The following is a 22,399-nucleotide window of genomic DNA, read 5'->3' as shown; positions in this document are numbered from 1 at the left end:
GCCGCTGCCCCTGCCGCCGCCCCGGCTGCCGCTACCCCTGCGCCAGCCGCAACCGCCCCGGCTGCCGGCAACAACGCCAAGGTGCACGCCGGCCCAGCCGTGCGTCAGCTGGCCCGTGAGTTTGGCGTAGAGCTCGGTGCCGTGGCAGCGACCGGCCCACATGGCCGCATCCTGAAAGAAGACGTGCAGGTTTACGTCAAGGCCATGATGCAGAAGGCCAAGGAAGCGCCGGCAGCTGCCGGTGCAACCGGCGGCGCTGGCATTCCGCCGATTCCGGTGGTCGATTTCAGCAAGTTCGGTGAAGTCGAAGAAGTGGCCATGACCCGCCTGATGCAGGTCGGTGCTGCCAACCTGCACCGCAGCTGGCTGAACGTGCCGCACGTCACCCAGTTCGATTCGGCTGACATCACCGAGCTCGAAGCCTTCCGCGTGGCCCAGAAAGCCGTCGCAGAAAAGGCCGGCGTCAAGCTGACCGTCCTGCCGCTGTTGCTCAAGGCCTGCGCCTTCCTGCTCAAGGAACTGCCAGACTTCAATAGCTCGCTGGCACCAAGCGGCAAAGCGGTCATCCGCAAGAAATACGTGCACATCGGCTTTGCCGTGGACACGCCCGACGGCCTGCTGGTACCGGTGATCAAGAACGTCGACCAGAAGAGCCTGCTGCAGCTGGCTGCCGAAGCGGCTGCACTGGCCGAGAAGGCGCGTACCAAGAAGCTGTCGGCGGACGAGATGCAGGGCGCCTGCTTCACCATCTCCAGCCTCGGCCATATTGGCGGCACCGGCTTCACGCCGATCGTCAACGCCCCTGAGGTGGCCATCCTGGGCGTCTCCAAGGCGACCATGCAGCCTGTCTGGGACGGCAAGGCCTTCCAGCCCAGGCTGATGCTGCCGCTGTCGCTGTCGTACGATCACCGTGTGATCAACGGCGCTGCCGCTGCGCGCTTCACCAAGCGTCTGGGCGATGTGCTGGGCGATATCCGCACCATGCTGCTGTAAGGCAGCGCACTGCCCCTCCCGGTGAGGGGCAGTCTCTTTTTCGAGCTGCCACGCTCGTACCTCAACCCCGTCGATTGACGGGGCTTTTTTTGCCTGGCGCAAAGTGGGCGCTGAGCGGGGACATGATGGCCCCGGTGCGCGTCGGCGTTGCCGATCATCGTTGCACAGCCGCTCTGAACAGCCGTCCTACAGATTCCGTACCCTCGGCCGATAACCTTGTTACAGCTTCGTACATGGCCGCTTGCCAGCTATAGGGACATGATGCAACCTTGCCAGATTCGACGCGGTCCAACGCGCGCGTTCCCTCTTCAAGCGAGTTTTCGATGAAAAGCCAACCCGATGCTGGCAACCGTGTGACGGGCGAGGTCGTCACGCAGTTACCCGTGCCCTCGCGGTTGGGCATGCTGCGCTTCGAAAGGCTCAATGAAGCCAGTTGGTCGTTGCTCTACCTGGACCCGGCCTGCGAGCGCCAGTTCGGCGTTCATGCCAGTGACCTCTGCGCGCTGGTCGATGCCCCTTACGCCAGCCTCATGGAACCTGAGGCCCGCTACCGGCTGCATGACGACATCCAGCTGCAACTGTCGCAACGCGGCTACTACCGCGTGCGCTACACCCTGCACACGCCAGGCGCTTCCGTGCGCATGCTGGAGGTCGGCGAAGCCTTCAAACAGCACGCCCGGCAGTTGCTGTGCGGCTACCTGAGCGTACTGGACGATCACCCGGAAGACACGGGCGAGACCGCCAGCGACCTGGAGTCACGCAACAACCGCCTGCAACTGGCCCTGCAACTGAACCAGCGTGCCCAACGTGAGCAGCTCGAGCACCTGGAGCGCGTACGCAGCCAGCAAGACCTGATCCTGCGCCTGGCCCGTCAACGCTACAGCGCCGAGAACTCGTTGCTCGAAGCCGCCGAACTGATCACCCGTAGCGCCTGTGAGATCTACAAGATCGACTGCGCCGGTATCTGGCACCTGGAAGGCCATCGGCTTGAGCCGATCACCGCCTGGTACAGCGATGTGCAAGCGCACCGGCAACTCCAGGCAATCGACGCCAGCCATTTCCCGGATTACCTCGAGGCCCTGCATGCCAGCCGTGCGATCGATGCGCACAACGCTGGGCATGATCCCCGTACACGTGCGTTGATGCAGAGCCTGGGGCCTGGCAACAAGGCCATGCTCGATGCCAGCATTCGCGTCGATGGCCAGGTAGTGGGCGTGTTGTGCCTGGAACAGGCCGGCCAGCCACGGGCCTGGCAGTCCGATGAGATCGCCTTTGCCGGCGAGCTGGCCGACCAGTTCGCCCAGGTCATTACCAATCACAACCGCCGCGCGGCGGCCAGTGCGCTGCACCTGTTCCAACGTGCCGTGGAGCAGAGCGCCAGCGCCTTCCTGCTGGTGAACCGGGATGGGCAGGTCGAGTATGTGAACCCGAGCTTCACCGCCATCACCCAATACAGCACCGAGGAAGTGCAAGGGCGTCACCTGGGTGAACTGCCCGCCCTTGAGAACCTCAACGAGCTGCTGTTCGACTCGCCTTCGAGCCTGGCCATGGGTAATAGCTGGCAGGGTGAATTCAAGAGCCGGCGCAAGAACCTGGAACCCTACTGGGGGCAGCTGTCGATCTCCAAGGTGTATGGTGACAACCGCGAGCTGACCCACTACATCGGCATCTACGAAGACGTCACCCAGAGCAAACTGGCCCAGCAGCGCATCGAGCGGCTGGCCTACACCGACAACCTGACCAACCTGGGCAACCGTCCGGCGTTCATCCGCAGCCTGGACGAATGCTTCGCCCGGGATGTGCAGAATCCGATGTGTCTGCTGCTGGTGGACATCGACAATTTCAAGCGCATCAACGACAGTCTCGGCCATCACACGGGCGACAAGTTGCTTATCAGCCTGGCCAGGCGCTTGCGCAACAGCCTGCATGCTGGCGGTATCCTGGCCCGTTTTGCCAGCAACGAATTCGCCGTGTTGCTCGACGACACCAGCCTGGAGGCCGGCCAGGGGGTTGCCCAGCAATTGTTGCGCACCCTCGACAAGCCGATGTTCGTCGATAACCAGCTGATCAATGTCACGGCATCGGTGGGCCTAGCCAGCGCTCCCCAGCATGGTGCCGACCCCACCAGCCTGATGAAGAATGCCGGGTTGGCGCTGCACAAGGCCAAGGCCAACGGCAAACACCAGGTGCAGGTGTTCACCGAGGTCCTCAACGCCGAAGCCAGCTACAAACTGTTCGTCGAGAACAACCTGCGCCGCGCATTGACCCAGAACGAGCTGGACGTGTTCTACCAGCCCAAGCTGTGCCTGCGCAGCGGCCGGCTGCTGGGCCTGGAGGCACTGTTGCGCTGGAACCATCCCGAGCGGGGCATGATCCGGCCTGACCAGTTCATCAGCGTGGCCGAAGAAACCGGTTTGATCATCCCCATTGGCAAATGGGTGGTGCGCCAATCGTGCCGCATGAGCAACGAACTGCGTGCAGCAGGGCTTGGCAATCTGCACGTCGCGATCAACCTGTCGCCCAAGCAGTTTTCCGACCCTGATCTGGTCGCCTCGATCAGCAGCATCATCAGGGAAGAAGGCTTGCCTGCGCACCAACTGGAGCTGGAGCTGACCGAAGGGTTGCTGCTCGAAGCCAGTGAGGACACCCATCGGCAACTCGACGAGCTCAAAGCCTTGGGCCTGACCCTGGCCATGGATGACTTCGGCACCGGTTATTCCTCGCTCAGCTACCTGAAGAAATTCCCGATCGACATCCTCAAGATCGACCGCAGCTTCATCAAGGACATCCCCGACAACCAGGACGACATGGAAATCACCTCGGCGGTGATCGCCATGGCCCACAACCTCAAGCTGAAGGTGGTAGCCGAAGGCATTGAAACCCCTGCGCAGCTGGGTTTCCTGCGTCGACACCGGTGTGACATCGGGCAGGGCTATCTGTTTGACCGACCTATTCCGGGGCGAGAGCTGGCAGAGCGCCTGCAACGCTATCCGCGAGGTCCAGCCGCCTGACAGCGGCGCAAACCTCGGGCACACTAGAAACCATTCGGGCTACATCGCGAGCAGGCCCGTCCCCACCAGGATCACGCAGGTCATGTGATCGGGAGCGGACTTGTCGGCGATGGCCCTGAAGCTATCCAACTGAATAGACACAGAGGAACGGCCATGGTCCTGCGTTCGGAAATACTGGTGAACAAAAACGTCATGCCCACTGCGGAGCAGGCCCTGCCTGGCCGCGAAACGCCGATGAGCCTGCCCGAGTTCCACTACGTGTTCGAGGAAACGCCGCTGCTCGGGCCATTCTTCGAAGATGTGGATTTCGCCATTTTCGGCCTGGGGTGTTTCTGGGGCGCAGAGCGTCGATTCTGGCAGCGTGAGGGTGTGGTCAGTACCGTCGTGGGTTATGCCGGCGGCTTTACCCCGAACCCTACCTACGAAGAGGTCTGCTCAGGCCTGACCGGGCACACCGAAGTTGTGCTGGTGGTCTTCGACAAGAGCAAAGTGAGCTACGGTGAACTGCTGGCCATGTTCTGGGAACTGCACAACCCGACCCAGGGCATGCGCCAGGGCAACGATGTCGGCACGCAGTACCGCTCGGCCATCTACTGCACGAGCCAAGAGCAGCTCGAGCAGGCCCAGGCCAGCCGCGAGGCCTTCCAGGCCGAGCTGGACAAGGCTGGCTTCGGTCAGATCACCACCGAAATCGACAAAGCACCCACTGTGTACTTCGCCGAGGCCTACCACCAGCAATACCTGGCCAAGAACCCGGACGGCTACTGCGGTATCGGCGGGACGGGCGTGTGCATGCCGGCCAGCTTGCAAGGGAATTGAGTATGAGCACCATGACCCTGTTCCACTCGCCCCTGTCGCCATTCGTGCGCAAGGTCATGGTGGTATTGCACGAAACCGGCCAATTGGACCGAGTGGCACTGCAGCCTGTGAACATCAGCCCAGTCAACGGTGACGAGCAGCTCAACGCCGGCAATCCCATCGGCAAGATTCCGGCGCTGCGCCTGGCCGACGGAACCGTGCTGCATGACAGCCGGGTGATCTGCGAGTACCTGGATCAGCAACATGTGGGGTTGCCACTGCTGCCCCGGGAAGGCTCGGCTCGCTGGCGGCGCATGACGCTGGCCTCCCAGGCGGATGCCATTCTGGATGCAGCCGTCTCGAGCCGCTACGAAACGTTCGTGCGACCCGTCGAGAAACGTTGGGATGGGTGGTTGGAGGCGCAGGGGGACAAGATCCGCCGCAGCCTGGCCAACCTCGAACAGGCCCACCTGGCGGAGCTGATGTCGGGATTCGATTTGGCAGCAATCGGCGTGGCTTGCGCATTGGGGTACCTGGACTTGCGTCAGCCAGCGTTTGGCTGGCGTGAGCGCCAGCCTGGGCTGGCGGCCTGGTACGCCGAGGTGAGCACACGGCCGTCAATGGTCGCCACCGCACCCGATGCCTGAACAGAAGGCTATTGCCGTCAAGCCGGCTCGTGTAGAAGCGATCCGGCGCCCCTGTAGGCGTGCGTCAGCGGCGATGCGCCCGTTCATGCAACGATAATCAGCAGTCAGGCTTGCCAGCGGTAAATCGTTTGGCAGGGTTCACCGCGCCTTTGAACTCGCGCAACGCCTTGGCACCCACCAACAGTGGGTAATTGAAGTTGCTGCGATCCACCAGGTTGACCTCCACGGTTCGCTTCACGTCTCCCAGGCACAGTTCCAGGTCCACCACTGGCCGCTTGGCGCTCTCGGGTGCATCGCCCTCATCCTCATCATCGGCACGGCCCTTGATCTTGCTGATGCGCGAGACCTGGTGCTCGTAAACCTTGTCGTCGGCATCCTTGGTTGCCAAACGGAAACGTACCCACTCCTGCCCATCGCGGGTGAACAGCTCGATGTCCTTGGCAGACAGTGACGCCGTATAGGCGCCAGTATCCATCTTGGCCTTGAGCGTCTGGCCAATCTCCGGCAGCGCGATATTCTCGTAACGCCCGTACAGCGTAGGCTCGGCGGCCATCACCGGTAGCGTCAACAGGGTCAGCACGGCAAACAGTGATTTCACAAGCAAGCTTCCTTGATCGATTTACGGGTTAGACCGCACAGGCAGCCCAGGTTCGCGGTCCAAAGCCTAACCAACATAATGTGAAACATTTGTCCGTGCCGCCGGGCATTGGAGGTTTGGCGTAGTTCGCAACCCTGCTTATCATTGCCGATCGTTATGGTTCTGACAGAAAGAGTCTCCTTATGCGTCGCGTGCTGACCGGCATACTTACAGCCACCTTGCTGCTGCTCAATACCTTGGTGTTGATCGGGCCCCTGCTGGTGTTCGCCTTGTTCAAACTGGTGCTACCTGGTCGTGGGCGAGACCATGCATCAGGGGCTGTAATGTGGGTGGCCGAAACCTGGTCGGAAATCGACAAAGCCATCTTTGCCTTGTGCACCCCCACACAATGGGACATTCGCGGCATCGAAAACCTGCGCCGTGACACCTCGTACCTTGCGATCAGCAATCATCAGAGCTGGGTGGACATTCCCGCCTTGATCGAGAGCCTCAACCGGCGCACACCCTTCTTCAAGTTCTTCCTGAAAAAGGAATTGATCTGGGTGCCGCTGCTGGGCCTGGCATGGTGGGGCCTGGACTATCCCTTCATGAAACGCTACAGCAAAGCCTTTCTGGAGAAGCACCCCGAGCTCAAGGGCAAGGATCTGGAAATCACCAAGGCTGCCTGCGAGCTGTTCAAGCGCCAACCGGTGACCGTGGTCAATTACCTGGAGGGCACCCGCTTCACCGAGGCCAAGCGCCAGGAGCAGCAATCACCCTACCGCCATCTGTTAAAGCCCAAGGCCGGAGGCGTGGCGTTCGTACTCGCAGCGCTGGGTGAGCAGCTCGATGCATTGCTGGACGTCACAATCGTCTACCCCGGCGACAAGGCGCCAGGTTTCTGGGACTTGCTCAATGGCAGTGTCAGCCGGGTAATTATCGACATTCAGGTGCGTGAGCTCGCCCCAGCGTTGTGGGCCGGCGACTACGAGAGCGATCCTGTTTTCCGCCAGACAGTACAGGCGTGGGTAAACCAGCTGTGGCTGGAAAAGGATGAACGGATCGAGCAGTTGCGTTGGGAATAAGGGACGTTGTTGCCTGTAATGGCTATGGCGCCGGCATGCTGGGTCCTGCGGGGTCATGACGGCGCGCGGGGCATCCAGGCGATAGGCGCATTGGACGCTTGGACACCCTGCCAATGAGAGTCCGGCGTCTATTCGGCCCCTGATACTTCTTGTCACACACCCCTTTTGTGGATAAAGATCGATCACAGCACAACTACAAAAATGTCTGGATCGACCGATGACCCACCCATCAAGCTCCGCCCCGCCCCAACTGCGTCGTGTTCTGGGCCTCCCTGCCCTGGTGTTCTTTGGCCTGGTGTACATGGTCCCACTGACCATTTTCACTACCTACGGCATCGTCACCGAGCTAACCGGTGGCCGTACGGCAACCGCCTATCTGATCACGCTGATGGCCATGCTGTTCACAGCCGCGTTCTACAGCTTTATGGTCAAACGCTTCCCGGTCGCGGGTTCGGCGTACTCCTACACCCACATGGCTTTTGGCCAGAACGTAGGCTTTCTGGCGGGCTGGTCGCTGCTGCTCGACTATCTGTTTCTGCCGATGATCAACTACCTGCTCATCGGCCTGTTCCTGAATATCGCCTTTCCAGCGGTGCCGGCCTGGGCGTTCGTACTCGCCTGCATCAGCTTGGTGACCGTGCTCAACGTGGTTGGTATCAGCTCGGTGGCCAAGACCAGCAATCTGATCGTGGGCGCGCAGATCGTCTTCATTGGTGTGTTCATCGCGCTGTCCTGGCAGTCCCTCAGCGACGGCCACCCCATCGACTGGCTGGCGCCGCTGCAAGGTGACGGTAGCGCACCCGGCTTTGGTCCGATGATGGCCGGCGCGGCAGTGCTGTGCCTGTCGTTCCTGGGGTTCGATGCCGTTTCCACCCTGGCCGAGGAAAGCCGCAATGCTCGGCGTGATGTGCCTCGGGCGATCATCCTCACCACGCTGTTCGCCGGCCTGCTGTTCACCGTGCTGGCCTATGTGAGCCAGTTGGTGCTGCCGGGCAGCACCTTCGCCAATGCCGATGCTGCTGCAAACGAGGTCATGCTCAAGGCGGGCGGCCAGTTCCTGGCCAACTTCTTCACGGCCGCTTATGTCGCCGGTAGCCTCGGCTCGGCCTTGGCCTCCCAGGCCGCAGTGTCGCGCATCCTCTACACCATGGGCCGGGACCGGGTGCTGCCCCCGCGCACCTTCGGCCACCTGTCGCCACGCCTCGGCACACCGGTATTCGCCATCGCGGTGGTATCGGCGTTCTCACTGCTGGCGCTGGTAATCGACTTGTCCACCCTCGCCTCGCTGATCAGCTTCGGCGCCTTGGTGGCGTTCTCGGCGGTGAACCTGGCGGTGGTGAAGACCCACCTGATGGACGATGCCAGCCAGCGCAATACCAAGGGGTTGCTGAGCTATGGCGTGGTGCCACTGGTGGGGTTGGGGCTGACGCTGTGGCTGTGGACCAGCCTGTCGGCGCTGACGCTGGTGATCGGGCTGTGCTGGTTCGCGCTGGGCCTTGCCTACCTGGCCGTCCTGACCGCCGGCTTCCGCCGCCCGGTGCGGCTGGTGGATTTCAGCGAAGCTGCCTGATCCAATGATCTGGCGGCCTGCGCTGGCTGTTGTGGAGCGGACGCATGTCGCGAAAGGGCCGCGCCAGCCTTCACCATCTACCTGGATTGTCCATACCGTGCCCTAGACCGAAGGCTGGTTCAAGGGCGCTGGTGCGGTCCACAAGCTACCCAGGTTCTGCAACAACGACCCTGCAATGCCCTGTTGGCCGAGGTATTGCAGAATCAACGGCGCAAACTGCCCGATCATCCCGGCATCCATCCCCAGCGCCTTGAATGCACTGTACAAGTCGCTGCGGTTTTCCACGTTGTTGCCCAGCGCGTTGCTCAATGCCGACTGGCTTTCGCTATTCTTGCCCAGTATTTCACCCCACCCGCCCAACTCACCCAGCGCATTGGCCCCAGCCAACAGGTCCAGCCCAGGCACCGCTTTGGTCAACTGGCCATATTCCTCAGTGCTGAGGTTGTTACGTGCCATCCCTAGCATCGCCCCCGCCCCGCCCACGGCCTGTTCGGGGGTGATGTTCAATTGGCTGCCCAGGGTATTGAGCAGATTGGCCTGGGCCGCAGGAGCCTGCACCTGGCCTTGTTGCTTCTGGTTCTGCATGGCAGAGACGGCGTTGGCGGCGTCGCTGAGGTTGAAGGCGAACACCGGGCTTGCGGCCAGGGTCATCAGGGTCGCCAGGGTGAATGCTTTCATCGGGAGGGACCTCGTAGGCCGGGATGGCCTGGGAAACGAGGCATTCGACTGGGGTTTGGGGGATTTGTTCCTATCCGACTGTCGACGCAGATGTTCACCCGTACCGTATCCATCACCTGTTACTTCTGCCAGTAGCGGCATACGGAGATCACCGGGATACTCAGAGCAGCCGCTTTAAAAGAGCGAGAGCTATGCGCATTCTGACAGGAGCACACCCGTATGAAAAAGACGTCGGACCGCACGTTTATTCTGCCTATGGCTTCTGCGCAACACTCCAGCCAGCAAAAATCTTACTTGGATTCAACGGCCAGGCCATAGAGCAGTTCACAAAGTATTATCAGCTGGGCGTCGGTTATCGTAGCTATGCACCGTCACTTCTACGTTTTCTAAGTCCTGACAGTCTGTCCCCCTTTGGCGAAGGCGGGATTAATGCATACAACTACTGCGCTGGTGACCCGGTTAATTTTCAGGATCCTACGGGACATATGCCGAGGCCGATTACTAAAGTCGGTCTACTCCCGAGATACAAGGGACTCGGGCCGACAGCCAAACTGGCGCTCGTCAAAAAATCGCTTAATACTTCTACACCCCGACCGGGTAAACAACCAACAATAAAGCCGGCAGGCACTGCTCCTCAGCCAAAGCACAAACCACCTCGAGCTTCAGAGGTCCCAACCCTGTCTATCAGTACAAATCCTGAGCAGCTCTCGAGCTTACCAGGGGTTAGCAGTTCACATGGTTCTTCCCGAGCGCGTAGCGTCCTTGATGACTACGTAAGTGATATTAACATCAACATCAAAAAAATTAAGGATGGTGCAGCGAAAGCGGGAAGAGCACTAATGCGCGACGAGCAAAATTCAATTGATCACTTCAGACGTGAAATTGAGTCCACGCGTCCAGCCTGGAGCTCTTCGAATGCCGACAGCGGTAGTCACCCACCAGAAGCGAACGCAAAGATCCGTGAAGACAGATTGTTATATTAGGTAATGCCCAACCGGACCAGCGGATCAGCGCGCCTAACGCCGCCAGTTTTCCGATTTTTCCGCTTACTTGTAGGACGTTTCAGAAATATGCTTCCAAGCCGTTTAAGCCGTTGCGGTGATCCGGGATGGGCTCTAGTCTCGGCCGGTCGTTGCAAAATCAGCGACCGGCTTTGACAGGCCGCCTTCGTCAAACACATGGCTTAACCTCTATGGCAGCTGTGCATGGGGCACTTCACGTGCGCCGGGTTTTGTTTGACCTACCGGTCTGTCAACCCATGTACAGCTGCCGCCTTCTTGTTTGACAGCAGGCTGGTTGTGGCCCCACTACAGGTCATTCCTCACGCTTAAAATCGTATATGCACGGGATTTGACCATTGACGGCCTGATGGACAACAAGCCGCAGTTGCTTTGGGCTTCGCATTATCTAAGCGCGCTGGCCAAGGCGCTGTTGGACGATGCGGAGTTGGGGATGATGCGCTGAGTGATGGCTAGGGCGGGCTGGCCTCTTCGCGGGCGGGCCCGCTCCTACAGGTTCCGTGTGAGCTTCCAAAACTGTCATTTCTGCCAGTACCTAAATCCCTGTGGCTGTTCAGAATGGGCTTAGAGCAACCTCCATTCACCCCGCACGGCAGGGAGTTGAACCATGAGCAAAGCACCGAACAGTTCGCTTTTATTCTACCAAGGCAACAAGCTGAGTACCGTCCGGGAGGACGCCGTCACTCGTACGATCCTGCGCGGCGCTGAAGCGCCTTTGGCAGAACAACTCACGGGGGCCACAACAACCGCCGGGCTGCTGACAACCGACGACAAGGGTTCTGTGCTCTCTGTGCTGAGCGACGATGAGGAGCCTCCCCACAGCTATTCAGCTTACGGACATGATCCCACCTTGCCTTCAACGCGAGTGGCGACAGGCTTTAATGGTGAGGCGTTGGAACCAACTGCCAGATGCTATCTACTGGGGCAAGGATACCGCGCTTACTCTCCTAGCCTTGGCAGATTTATCGCAGCAGACAGTCTCAGCCCCTTTGGCGAAGGCGGCCTGAATAGCTACGCCTACTGTACGAACGACCCGGTGAACGCGGTCGATCCCTCAGGCCATGTCACGCTCGTTATTGAAATTTTCAAACAAATCAAGCGACAGCCCACAACGACTGTAATCAGGCTTACAGCGGGTAGCAACGTGCCGCCCTCGACGAAGATCGTGAAACAAGGGAACAGCAAGTATTACTCAAAAACCTGGCAGCCGGATACCCTCTACCGATATGAAACTCGAACGCTTAACCGCGTACCGGTAAACCAGGATCTGGGCGGTGGAAAAGGGGCCATATTGAAGGAAAATTTGGCCCGATATAAAGCCAATGAAAAAGATCTACGGACGTTGCAAACGTTACAAGATCTACTTCCGACGGAAGCGGGTGGACTGCACCTCAACACACTGGTGGAACGACAGCGCGGTATGTTGAACGAGGGTGGAAGACTGCTGAAGAGCGCATTGGATCCTCAGGACCTTACCACTCATATCCGTGGTAACCCCAGAACGACTCAGGGCGAATGATCCAGCCAAACGCAAAACGCCACGCACTCCCATGCGTGGCGCTTTCTTATACCGTTGCGAAGCCCGTCACGCCGCGCCCCACATCTTGTGCGGGTCGATCACGAATTTCTTCGGCACACCTGCATCGAACTCGCCATACCCTTCCGGCGCCTGATCCAGGTTGATCACCTGCACACCCACCACTTCGGCAATGTTGATGCGGTCCCACATGATCGCCTGCATCAGCTGGCGGTTGTACTTCATGGTCGGGGTCTGGCCGGTGTGGAAGCTGTGCGACTTGGCCCAGCCAAGGCCGAAGCGGATGCTCAGCGCGCCGATTTTGGCAGCAGCATCCACTGCACCCGGGTCTTCGGTCACGTACAGACCGGGAATACCGATCTGCCCGGCCACACGGGTCACCTGCATCAGCGAGTTCAACACGGTGGCAGGTGCCTCGTGCTTGGCGCCTTCATGGCCATGGCCGCGCGCTTCGAAGCCGACGGCATCGACGGCGCAATCCACTTCCGGCTCGCCAAGAATGTCCACGATCTGTTCGTGCAGCGGGGTGTCTTTGGACAGGTCGACCACTTCGAAGCCCTGGGACTTGGCGTGAGCCAGGCGAGCAGGGTTCAGGTCGCCCACGATCACACAGGCAGCGCCCAGCAGGCGAGCCGAAGCAGCGGCAGCCAGGCCCACAGGGCCGGCACCTGCAACATAGACGGTGCTGCCTGGGCCTACGCCTGCAGTCACGGCACCGTGGTAACCGGTTGGCAGAATGTCGGACAGGCAAGTCAGGTCACGGATCTTTTCCATGGCCTTGTCGCGCTCAGGGAGCTTCAGGAGGTTGAAGTCGGCGTATGGCACCAGTACATATTCGGCCTGACCACCGGTCCAGTCGCCCATGTCCACATAACCGTAGGCACCACCGGCGCGGGCCGGGTTTACGGTGAGGCAGACACCGGTGTGCATTTCCTTGCAGGAACGGCAACGGCCGCAGGCGACGTTGAATGGCACCGAGACCAGATCGCCGATCTGCATGCGCTCGACGTCACTGCCCTTCTCGACGATTTCACCAGTAATTTCGTGGCCCAGAACCAGGCCGACCTGGGCAGTGGTGCGGCCGCGGACCATGTGCTGGTCAGAGCCGCAGATGTTGGTGGAGACCACCTTCAGGATCACGCCGTGCTCGATCTTCTTGCCGCGCGGGTCCTGCATTTTCGGGTAGTCGATCTTCTGCACCTCGACCTTGCCGGCGCCGAGATATACCACTCCACGATTGCCAGACATGCTCTTACCTCGCTTGATTTGTATTTATGCAGCGGTGGTTGAACGCGCCGCCATCCATGGGCGGCATGTGTTTCTGGAATGGGGGAATTGTGGGCCGGATGGGGCCCGATGCACTGACTGGGAGCGACAGGGAGATGCCTTTTAGCGGCAGGTTTGTCGCGGGAAGATAAGGCGCACACACAGGGAGAGGCAGAGGCGAGCCTCGCCGCGACCCAAGCGGCGAGGAGGCCAGCAAAAACGCTAAAGAACGACCGTGCGGTTGGCGTTGAGAAACACCCGCTTCTCGATGTGGTATCCCACCGCCCGCGCCAGGGTCAGGCACTCGATGTCTCGCCCCTTGGCGATCAGGTCTTCGGGGTAATAGGTATGGTCCACCACTTCAACACCTTGGGCGATGATCGGCCCTTCGTCCAAATCATTGTTGATGTAGTGCGCCGTGGCTCCGACCATCTTCACACCCTTGTTGTACGCCTGGTGGTAAGGCTTGGCGCCCTTGAAACCCGGTAGCAGCGAGTGGTGGATGTTGATCGCGCGGCCATCGAGCTGGCGGCACAGCTCGGGCGAGAGCACCTGCATGTAGCGCGCGAGGATAACCAGCTCTGCGCCCGTCTGTTCGATCACCTGCAACACCTTGCGCTCTTGTGCAGGCTTGTCATTCGGGTCGAGCGCGAAGTGGTAGTAGGGAATCTTGTGCCAGTGTGCCAACGGCTCGAGGTCGGGGTGGTTGGAGACCACCGCCACCACGTCCATGCCCAGTTGACCGATACGCTGGCGATACAGCAGGTCGTTCAGACAATGGTCGGCCTTGGACACCATGATCACCACCTTGGGGCGATGGTTGGGAGCCGTCAGCTCGAACGCCATGCCAAACGCCTCGCTGCGCTCGGCAAGGCCTGCACGCAACCCGTCTTCGTCGAAGCCGTCAGGCACGCGAAACTCCACGCGAATGAAGAAGCGCCCGGACAGCCGATCATCGAAGGAATGGTGCTCCGTCACGTAGCAGCGTTGCTCGAAGAGGTAACGCGTCACCACGTCGACGGTACCGAGCATGCTCGGGCAGTCGGCGGTGAGAATCCAGGTATCCGGTGCCCGACTCATGGCAGTTCTCCTTAAGCTTCGATGGCCAGCCCGTACTCGGCCGATGCGTCCTGCAGCCACATCCACCAGTAATCGGAGAAGCTGCGGCGGATGACCAGCTCCCAGGTGTCTTCGGCAGTACGCCGAATCACCAGCTGCGACTTGGCGAACACCGTGCCGACAGCCTTGCCGACCGGGAAGTTGTTCGGATGCACGTCGTAGCTGGTGGACTTCATCAGCACGTCGCGCACGTTCGGGCCGCGCAGCTCCAGCAGGCTCTGCCCACCGCTGACATTGACCACCTGGATGTGTTGCCCTTCAAGGGCAGCACGCAGCTTTTGTTCAATCGCCACTTCCTGCCCACCCGGGACGATCAGCAGCCACTCATCAGGACCGACCCATTGCAGCGACAGATCGCCGTTGGCCACGACGGTCAATGCCACCGGCAACTCCAGGCCCAGGGCCTTGTGTACGCCACCGGCAAAGGCTGGATCATGACCGTTGCCACGCAGGGTCAGGTGGCCGAGAAACTTGCGCTCGCGCAGGGTCACGCCAGCGTTGTTGCGGCCCTTGCCCACCAGGCTTGCCAGGTCGGCGTGGTGCAATGGCGACTCGGCCTTGGCCGAGGCGCCGGGGTTTTGCTCGAAGACGTTGATAGCGCTCATTTCATACCTGCCTTGAATTCTTGTTCGTCGATGGGATGCAGACACCCGGTCCAGCAAGCTCTGCCAGCCTCATCGCCGGCGAGCCGGCGCTTACTGAGCGTGCATGAACCTCGGTGTCTGCACCGCGCCTGTAGGAGCCGGCCGGCCTGCGACCCGGCCTGGCCTGCTCCCCAGGGGCCCGGAGTCAAACGTTCTGCCGCTCACCCTTCGGATCGAAGAACACCGAAGACACGATTTCCGCCTCGATCACGCTACCATCGGCCTGAGGCGAGTAGACACGCTCGCCCATGCGCTTGAGGCCGCCCTTGACCACACCCATGGCGAACGAATAGCCCAGGGAGTTGGCGGCGTAGCTGGAGGTGACGTGGCCAACCATGTCCATCGGGATGGGCTGCTTCGGATCGAACACCAGCTGAGCGCCTTCGGGCAGCCACTGGTTCGGGTCGATCGGTTTCAGGCCAACCAGCTGCTTGCGGTTTTCACGCACGCAGTCCTCACGGTTCATGCCGCGCAGGCCAATCCACGAATACGGCTTGTTGCGCCCCACGCACCAGCTCATGTTCAGGTCGTCCGGCGTCATCGAGCCGTCCGTGTCCTGGCCGACGATGATGAAGCCCTTCTCGGCACGCAGCACGTGCATGGTCTCGGTGCCGTACGGGGTCAGGTTGTACTTCTTGCCTGCCTCGACGATCTGCTCCAGCACGCCCATGGCGTAGTTGGCTTGCACGTTGATTTCATACGACAGCTCACCGGTGAACGAGATACGGAACACACGGGCTGGCACACCACCGACGTTGCCTTCCTTCCAGGTCATGAACGGGAAGGCTTCCTTGTCCATGTCGATGTCGGTCAGCTCGCTGAGCAGCTTGCGGCTGTTCGGCCCGGACAAGGTCATGGTCGCCCAGTGGTCGGTCACCGAGGTGAAATACACCTTCAGGTCTGGCCACTCGGTCTGGTGGTACAGCTCCAGCCATTGCAACACGCGCGCCGCGCCGCCAGTGGTGGTGGTCATGATGAAGTGGTTGTCGCCGACGCAGGCGGTTACGCCGTCGTCGAACACCATGCCGTCTTCCTTGCACATCAGACCATAGCGCGCCTTGCCCACATCGAGCTTGGTCCAGGCGTTGGTGTACACGCGGTTGAGGAACTCACGCGAATCCGGGCCCTGGATATCGATCTTGCCCAGGGTGGAGGCGTCCAGGAAGCCGACGCTGTCACGCACCGCCTTGCATTCGCGGGCAACGGCGGCGTGGATGTCTTCACCGGCTTTGGGGAAGTACCACGGGCGCTTCCACTGACCAACGTCTTCGAACTCGGCGCCATTCTTCACGTGCCAGGCATGCAGGGCCGTGAAGCGCACGGGCTCGAACAGGTGCCCACAGTGACGACCCGCCACCGCGCCGAATGTCACCGGCGTGTAGTTGGGGCGGAACATGGTGGTGCCCATTTCCGGAATGGTGATGCCCATCGAACGCGCCGCAATGGCCAGGCCGTTGATGTTGCCCAGTTTGCCCTGGTCGGTACCGAAGCCCAACGCGGTGTAGCGTTTGACGTGCTCGACCGACTCGAAGCCTTCACGGGTAGCCAGCTCGATGGCAGCGGCCGTCACGTCGTTCTGCTGATCGACGAACTGTTTAGGCGCACGTGCGGTGCCCTTGTCGTGTGGCACCTGGAACAGCGCCAGGGTGGCGTCTTCCTTGCGCGAGACGGTTTTCGGCAAGGTGCCTACGGTCGCCTTGAAGCCTGCTTCGGTGGCTGCACGCACGCCGCCTTCGAAGCCGTCGGCAATGGCATCGCCCAACGGATAGACACCGTTGATGCCGCCAACGCACTCACGCTTTTGCGGGGCATTGCCCGGCACGAAGCCCAGAATGTCTTCACGCCATACCGGACGGCCGCCCAGGTGCGAAGCCAGGTGAACCACAGGGCTATAGCCCCCGGAGGTGGCGATCAGGTCGCATTCGAGGGTTTCGCCAGGGCTGGTGACCTTGTGAGCCTGCACATCGATGGCGGCCACCCGAGCACCCGTGACGTGCTTGCTGCCCTTGGCTTCGATGACAGCACTGGAGGTGAGGATACGAATACCCTTGGCACGCGCTTCTTCGACCAGCGAGCCCCGTGGGTTGTGGCGGGCATCGGCGATGGCCACCACCTGCAAACCTGCATCGTGCCAATCCAGCGCGGTACGGTAGGCATGGTCGTTGTTGGTCGACAGCACCAGCTTGCGGCCAGGCGCTACGCCGTAGCGGCGAACATAGGTCGAAACGGCGCCGGCCAGCATGTTGCCTGGCACGTCGTTGTTGCCGTACACCAGCGGGCGCTCGTGGGCGCCGGTGGCCAGCACCACACGCTTGGCCCGTACACGGTGCACGCGGTGGCGCACCTGGCCGAGCGGAGCACGGTCGCCCAGGTGGTCGGTGAGGCGCTCATGGATGGTCAGGAAGTTATGGTCGTGGTAGCCGTTGACCGTGGCGCGTGGCAGCAAGGTCACTTCCGGCAGGCCTTCGAGCTCCTTGATGACGCCACTGACCCATTCAGCGGCCGGCTTGCCGTCGAGGGTTTCACGGGTGTCCAGCAGGCTGCCACCGAATTCTTCCTGCTCGTCGGCCAGGATCACGCGAGCACCGCTGCGCGCAGCCGCGAGGGCCGCCGCCAGGCCAGCAGGCCCTGCACCGACGATCAGCACGTCGCAGTGCTGGTTCATGTAGTCGTAGCTGTCCGGATCATTCTGCAGCGGCGCGCGGCCAAGGCCGGCTGCCTTGCGGATGTACTTCTCGTACGTCATCCAGAACGACTTGGGGTACATGAAGGTTTTGTAGTAGAAGCCCGGCGGCATCATGCTGCCGCCTACCTTGCCCAGGATACCCATGACGTCATTGTTGACGTTCGGCCAGCCATTGGTGCTGGTGGCGACCAGGCCCGAATACAGGGCTTGCTGGGTAGCGCGCACGTTGGGGATCTGGGTGGCTTCGCTGGAGCCGATCTGCAAGATGGCGTTCGGCTCCTCGGTGCCTGCGGCGATGATGCCGCGCGGACGCGAGTACTTGAAGCTGCGGCCGACGATGTCGACGCCGTTGGCCAGCAAAGCCGCCGCCAGGCTGTCGCCGGCATAGCCCTGGTAAGTCTTGCCGTTGAAGGTGAAGTTCAACACCTTGCTGCGGTCGATACGGCCGCCGCTGGCGAGGCGATAGGTCTGGCTCATACGTTGACTCCCCGTTCGTTTACAGCAGCCGAGCGCGCCGGTGTGTGTTCACGGGCGCTGACTTGCGGCTTCTCGCCAATCTTGTAGGTTTCCAGGATCTCGTAGGTTTCGGTGTTACGGGTGACGTTGAAATACTGACGGCAGCCGGCAACGTGGTCCCACAGTTCGTGGTGAATACCGCGCGGGTTGTCACGGTAGAACATGTACGTGCCCCACTCCTGGTCGGAGCAGGCGTTGGGGTCCAGCGGGCGGGCGATGTGCGCCTGGCCAGAGGCGTGGAACTCTTCTTCGGAGCGCAGCTCGCCGCAGTGGGGACAGAAAATATGCAACATGACGGTGTCTCCGGTTAGTGGGCGACGGCGGCAGCGCCGTGTTCGTCGATCAGGGCGCCGTTGTAGAAGCGGTCCATGGAGAACGGCGCGGCCAGGGGGTGCATCTCGCCCTTGGCCAGGCTCGCGGCGAAGACGTTGCCCGAACCTGGGGTCGCCTTGAAGCCGCCAGTACCCCAACCGCAGTTGAAGAACATGTTCTTGACCGGGGTCTTGGTGATGATCGGGCAGGCGTCCGGCGAGGTGTCGACGATGCCGCCCCATTGGCGGTTCATGCGCACACGCGAGAGGTTGGGGAACATCTCGACGATGGCCTGCAAGGTGTGCTCGATCACCGGGTACGAACCACGCTGGCCGTAGCCGACCCAGCTGTCGATACCCGCACCGATCACCAGGTCGCCCTTGTCCGACTGGCTGATGTAGCCGTGCACGGCGTTGGACATGATGACGCTGTCGATGATGGGCTTGATCGGTTCGGAAACCAGTGCCTGCAATGGGTGCGATTCGAGCGGCAGGCGGAAGCCGGCCAGCTTGGCCATATGACCGGAGTTACCTGCCGTGACCACGCCCACGCGCTTGGCGCCGATGAAGCCCTTGTTGGTTTCCACGCCGATGACTGCGCCGTTTTCCTTGCGGAAACCCGTCACTTCGGTCTGCTGGATCAAGTCCACGCCCAGGGCGTCGGCGGCACGGGCGTAGCCCCAGGCCACGGCGTCGTGGCGGGCGACGCCGCCACGGCGCTGCACGGTGGCACCCAGGATCGGGTAACGGGTGTTCTTGGAGCAGTCCAGGTACGGAATCTCGGCTGCGACCTGGGCGGTATTGAGCAGTTCGCCATCGACCCCATTGAGGCGGTTGGCGCTGACCCGGCGTTCGGAGTCACGCATGTCCTGCAGGGTGTGGCACAGGTTGTACACGCCGCGCTGGGAGAACATGACGTTGTAGTTGAGGTCCTGGGACAGGCCCTCCCACAGCTTCATGGCGTGCTCATACAGGTGGGCCGACTCGTCCCACAGGTAGTTGGAGCGCACGATGGTGGTGTTACGGGCGGTGTTGCCGCCGCCCAGGTAACCTTTTTCGATCACCGCGACATTGGTGATGCCGTGTTCCTTGGCCAGGTAGTAGGCCGTGGCCAGGCCGTGGCCACCACCGCCGACGATGACCACGTCGTACACCTTCTTCGGTGTCGGCGTACGCCACATGCGCTGCCAGTTCTCGTGGTGGCTGAGGGAGTGCTTGAGAAGGCCGAAGCCCGAGTAACGTTGCATGGTGTGGGACTCCACTCAGCGGTAAACAGGGAAATCTGCGCACAGCGCCGCGACATTGCTGGCCACATCGGCTTCGACGTCAGCGTCACCGAGGTTGTCGAGCACGTCACAGATCCAGCCGGCCAGGGCCACACATTGGGCGACCTTGAAGCCGCGGGTGGTCACCGCCGGGGTGCCGATGCGCAGGCCCGAGGTCACGAAGGGCGATTGCGGGTCGTTGGGGACGGCGTTCTTGTTGACGGTGATGTGCGCGCGGCCCAGGGCAGCGTCGGCATCTTTGCCCGTCAGGCCCTGGCGAATCAGGCTGACCAGGAACAAGTGGTTGTCGGTGCCACCGGAGACCACGTCATAACCGCGATCGATGAACACCTGGGCCATGGCCTGGGCGTTTTCGATGACCTGCTTCTGGTAGCTCTTGAACTCAGGCTCAAGCGCTTCCTTGAAGCACACCGCCTTGCCGGCGATCACGTGCATCAGCGGGCCGCCTTGGGCGCCCGGGAAGACGGCAGCGTTGAGTTTCTTCTCGATCTCTTCGTTCGATTTGGCCAGGATCAGGCCGCCACGCGGGCCGCGCAGGGTCTTGTGGGTGGTGGTGGTCACCACATCCGCGAACGGGATCGGATTCGGGTAAAGGCCCGCAGCGACCAAGCCGGCCACGTGGGCCATGTCCACGAACAACAGCGCCCCGACCTTGTCGGCGATGGCGCGGAAACGCGGGAAGTCCAGGGTCTTGGAGTAGGCCGAGAAGCCCGCGACGATCATTCTAGGCTTGTGCTCGACCGCCAGTCGCTCGACTTCGTCGTAATCGATCAGGCCGGTATCGGTGTCGATGCCGTACTGCACGGCGTTGTACAGCTTGCCCGAGGACGACACCTTGGCGCCGTGGGTCAGGTGGCCGCCATGGGCCAGGCTCATGCCCAGGATGGTGTCGCCAGGCTGCAGCAGCGCCAGGTACACCGCGCTGTTGGCCGAGGAGCCGGAGTGCGGCTGAACGTTGGCATAGTCGGCACCGAACAGCTGCTTGGCGCGCTCGATGGCCAGCGCTTCGACCTTGTCGACGTGCTCGCAGCCGCCGTAGTAACGCTTGCCTGGGTAGCCTTCGGCGTATTTGTTGGTCAGGCCGCTGCCTTGGGCCTGCATCACGCGCTTGGACGTATAGTTCTCCGAGGCGATCAGCTCGATGTGGTCTTCCTGACGCTGCTCTTCGGCACTCATCGCCGCCAGCAGTGCATCGTCATAACCCTGGATCTGGTCTTGCTTGCTGAACATCTTGTATCTCCCGGCAGCGATCGTTTTTTGTTCGGAGGGTTCACTCTGACCCTTTGTGGCGATGGTAGGGCTGGCCGGGGTGTGCCAGATGCCTGCGCACGCCTTGCAATGGCGCGTTTACGACATTGGTCAGCGTCCGGATCACACTGGCCACACGTACGGCGCCCGGTGGGAGGCACAGGCCTGAAAACCAGCCGAGCCAAGCCCCCGTCTGCTCAAAGGGCAACGCTCACCCGTGTGGCGCTTCGGCGAGGTTGGCCACATTCGAATGTCGAGGATTCCTTGAACACACGACCTGAAAACGCACGGGTATCCGGGTTGTATAGTCAACCGCTGAATCGATGGTTTAGAGTGCTGTTCTGCGTCGTTCACAGGACAGTGTCATGACAGATAAGAGCCAACAATTCGCCAGCGACAACTATTCCGGCATCTGCCCGGAGGCCTGGTCTGCGATGGAAAAAGCCAACCACGGCCACGACCGCGCCTACGGCGACGATCAATGGACTTCGCGCGCCTCGGAATACTTTCGGGCCTTGTTCGAAACCGACTGCGAAGTGTTCTTCGCCTTTAACGGCACCGCCGCCAACTCCCTGGCCCTGGCCTCGCTGTGCCAGAGTTACCACAGCGTGATCTGCTCCGAGACCGCGCATGTCGAAACCGACGAGTGCGGCGCGCCGGAGTTCTTTTCCAACGGGTCCAAGCTGCTGACGGCACGCAGCGTCGGCGGCAAGCTCACGCCCGACAGCATCCGTGAAGTGGCGCTCAAGCGGCTGGACATCCACTACCCGAAACCGCGGGTGGTCACGCTCACGCAGGCCACTGAAGTCGGCACTGTTTACCGTCCCGACGAACTCAAGGCGATCAGCGAGACCTGCCGGGAGCTGAACCTGCACCTGCACATGGATGGCGCACGCTTTTCCAATGCCTGTGCCTTCCTGGGCTGCTCGCCTGCCGAGCTGACCTGGAAAGCGGGAGTGGATGTGCTGTGTTTTGGCGGCACCAAGAACGGCATGGCCGTGGGCGAGGCGATTCTGTTCTTCAACCGCGAGCTGGCCGAAGACTTCGATTACCGCTGCAAGCAGGCTGGGCAATTGGCTTCGAAGATGCGCTTCCTGTCGGCACCTTGGGTCGGTTTGCTGGAAGACGGCGCGTGGTTGCGGCATGCGCAGCACGCCAACCATTGTGCGCAGCTGCTGGCCTCGCTGGTGCAGGATCTGCCTGGCGTCGAGGCGATGTTCCCAGTAGAGGCCAATGGCGTGTTTCTGCAACTTCCCGAGCCTGCACTGACTGCGTTGCGGGATGAAGGATGGCGCTTCTACACGTTCATCGGCAATGGCGGCGCTCGCTTCATGTGCTCCTGGGATACCGAGGCGGCACGGGTCGAGGCCCTGGCATCGGCCATACGCCGAATCGTGGCAGCCTAAGA

Annotated in this window: 18 protein-coding genes and 1 pseudogene; 10 read left to right on the top strand and 9 right to left on the bottom strand. The window is 61.4% G+C overall.

Features of this window, described 5'->3' with window-relative positions:
* The 4 genes from B2S33_RS07310 to B2S33_RS07295 all read left to right on the top strand — a co-directional run.
* On the top strand, positions 1–993 hold a 993-nt coding region (locus tag B2S33_RS07310; RefSeq protein ID WP_288650106.1), incomplete at its 5' end, for a 2-oxo acid dehydrogenase subunit E2.
* Between the two features lie 323 nt (positions 994–1,316).
* On the top strand, positions 1,317–4,004 hold the full coding sequence (locus tag B2S33_RS07305; protein ID WP_288650105.1) for a putative bifunctional diguanylate cyclase/phosphodiesterase: 2,688 nt from the start codon (positions 1,317–1,319) through the stop codon (positions 4,002–4,004).
* Positions 4,005–4,157: 153 nt separating this feature from the next.
* Positions 4,158–4,823, top strand: coding sequence for a peptide-methionine (S)-S-oxide reductase MsrA (msrA, locus tag B2S33_RS07300; protein ID WP_288502932.1), 666 nt, complete (start codon positions 4,158–4,160; stop codon positions 4,821–4,823).
* A gap of 2 nt (positions 4,824–4,825) precedes the next feature.
* Complete coding sequence (locus B2S33_RS07295; protein ID WP_028686653.1) at positions 4,826–5,449, top strand: glutathione S-transferase; 624 nt, start codon at positions 4,826–4,828, stop codon at positions 5,447–5,449.
* 97 nt (positions 5,450–5,546) lie between these two features.
* On the opposite strand, the gene B2S33_RS07290 is transcribed toward B2S33_RS07295, so the two are convergent.
* Positions 5,547–6,047, bottom strand: coding sequence for an ATP-dependent zinc protease (locus B2S33_RS07290; protein ID WP_028686654.1), 501 nt, complete (start codon positions 6,045–6,047; stop codon positions 5,547–5,549).
* 182 nt (positions 6,048–6,229) lie between these two features.
* Between B2S33_RS07290 and B2S33_RS07285 the strand changes: the two genes are divergently transcribed.
* Complete coding sequence (locus tag B2S33_RS07285; RefSeq protein WP_145278938.1) at positions 6,230–7,111, top strand: acyltransferase; 882 nt, start codon at positions 6,230–6,232, stop codon at positions 7,109–7,111.
* A 217-nt stretch (positions 7,112–7,328) separates the two neighbouring features.
* Positions 7,329–8,681: an APC family permease gene (locus tag B2S33_RS07280; protein ID WP_288650104.1), complete on the top strand. Its 1,353-nt coding sequence runs from the start codon at positions 7,329–7,331 to the stop codon at positions 8,679–8,681.
* Between the two features lie 102 nt (positions 8,682–8,783).
* Here B2S33_RS07280 and B2S33_RS07275 read toward each other — a convergent pair whose 3' ends face one another.
* A complete protein-coding gene (locus tag B2S33_RS07275; protein ID WP_049695333.1) occupies positions 8,784–9,359 on the bottom strand; it encodes a DUF2780 domain-containing protein in 576 nt (191 codons plus the stop codon).
* Positions 9,360–9,550: 191 nt separating this feature from the next.
* Between B2S33_RS07275 and B2S33_RS21555 the strand changes: the two genes are divergently transcribed.
* The 3 genes and pseudogenes from B2S33_RS21555 (at position 9,551) to B2S33_RS07260 (ending at position 11,897) form a co-directional block, all read left to right on the top strand.
* The gene (locus tag B2S33_RS21555) at positions 9,551–10,342 is read left to right on the top strand and encodes an RHS repeat-associated core domain-containing protein (RefSeq protein ID WP_414707697.1); all 792 of its coding nucleotides are present in this window, start codon (positions 9,551–9,553) and stop codon (positions 10,340–10,342) included.
* Positions 10,343–10,697: 355 nt separating this feature from the next.
* Positions 10,698–10,823: pseudogene (locus B2S33_RS07265) on the top strand (DUF3077 domain-containing protein); the annotation flags it as partial.
* A gap of 162 nt (positions 10,824–10,985) precedes the next feature.
* Positions 10,986–11,897: an RHS repeat-associated core domain-containing protein gene (locus B2S33_RS07260; protein WP_197874367.1), complete on the top strand. Its 912-nt coding sequence runs from the start codon at positions 10,986–10,988 to the stop codon at positions 11,895–11,897.
* A gap of 66 nt (positions 11,898–11,963) precedes the next feature.
* On the opposite strand, the gene fdhA is transcribed toward B2S33_RS07260, so the two are convergent.
* The 7 genes from fdhA to B2S33_RS07225 all read right to left on the bottom strand — a co-directional run bounded on the left by fdhA (position 11,964) and on the right by B2S33_RS07225 (position 20,973).
* A complete protein-coding gene (gene fdhA / locus B2S33_RS07255) occupies positions 11,964–13,163 on the bottom strand; it encodes a formaldehyde dehydrogenase, glutathione-independent (protein ID WP_023532721.1) in 1,200 nt (399 codons plus the stop codon).
* Positions 13,164–13,403: 240 nt separating this feature from the next.
* The gene (gene purU, locus B2S33_RS07250; RefSeq protein WP_197874368.1) at positions 13,404–14,261 is read right to left on the bottom strand and encodes a formyltetrahydrofolate deformylase; all 858 of its coding nucleotides are present in this window, start codon (positions 14,259–14,261) and stop codon (positions 13,404–13,406) included.
* Positions 14,262–14,272: 11 nt separating this feature from the next.
* Positions 14,273–14,905, bottom strand: coding sequence for a sarcosine oxidase subunit gamma (locus tag B2S33_RS07245; RefSeq protein WP_027913569.1), 633 nt, complete (start codon positions 14,903–14,905; stop codon positions 14,273–14,275).
* A 184-nt stretch (positions 14,906–15,089) separates the two neighbouring features.
* Positions 15,090–18,107: a sarcosine oxidase subunit alpha gene (locus B2S33_RS07240; RefSeq protein ID WP_028686657.1), complete on the bottom strand. Its 3,018-nt coding sequence runs from the start codon at positions 18,105–18,107 to the stop codon at positions 15,090–15,092.
* Positions 18,104–18,439, bottom strand: coding sequence for a sarcosine oxidase subunit delta (locus B2S33_RS07235; RefSeq protein ID WP_027913567.1), 336 nt, complete (start codon positions 18,437–18,439; stop codon positions 18,104–18,106). The genes B2S33_RS07240 and B2S33_RS07235 overlap by 4 nt, the downstream gene beginning before the upstream one ends.
* Positions 18,440–18,453: 14 nt before the next feature.
* Positions 18,454–19,704, bottom strand: coding sequence for a sarcosine oxidase subunit beta family protein (locus tag B2S33_RS07230; RefSeq protein WP_023532460.1), 1,251 nt, complete (start codon positions 19,702–19,704; stop codon positions 18,454–18,456).
* Between the two features lie 15 nt (positions 19,705–19,719).
* Complete coding sequence (locus tag B2S33_RS07225; RefSeq protein WP_023532571.1) at positions 19,720–20,973, bottom strand: serine hydroxymethyltransferase; 1,254 nt, start codon at positions 20,971–20,973, stop codon at positions 19,720–19,722.
* 383 nt (positions 20,974–21,356) lie between these two features.
* Here B2S33_RS07225 and B2S33_RS07220 point away from each other — a divergent pair, with 383 nt between their 5' ends.
* Positions 21,357–22,397, top strand: a complete 1,041-nt coding sequence (locus B2S33_RS07220; RefSeq protein WP_028686658.1) for a threonine aldolase family protein — start codon at positions 21,357–21,359, stop codon at positions 22,395–22,397.
* The last annotated feature ends 2 nt before the right edge of the window (positions 22,398–22,399 follow it).

Source organism: Pseudomonas sp. UBA5568, assembly GCF_002425525.1.
Lineage (GTDB): Bacteria > Pseudomonadota > Gammaproteobacteria > Pseudomonadales > Pseudomonadaceae > Aquipseudomonas > Aquipseudomonas fulva.
The sequence above is the reverse complement of the archived record's forward strand: the minus strand, read 5'-3'. Positions and strand labels throughout refer to the sequence as shown.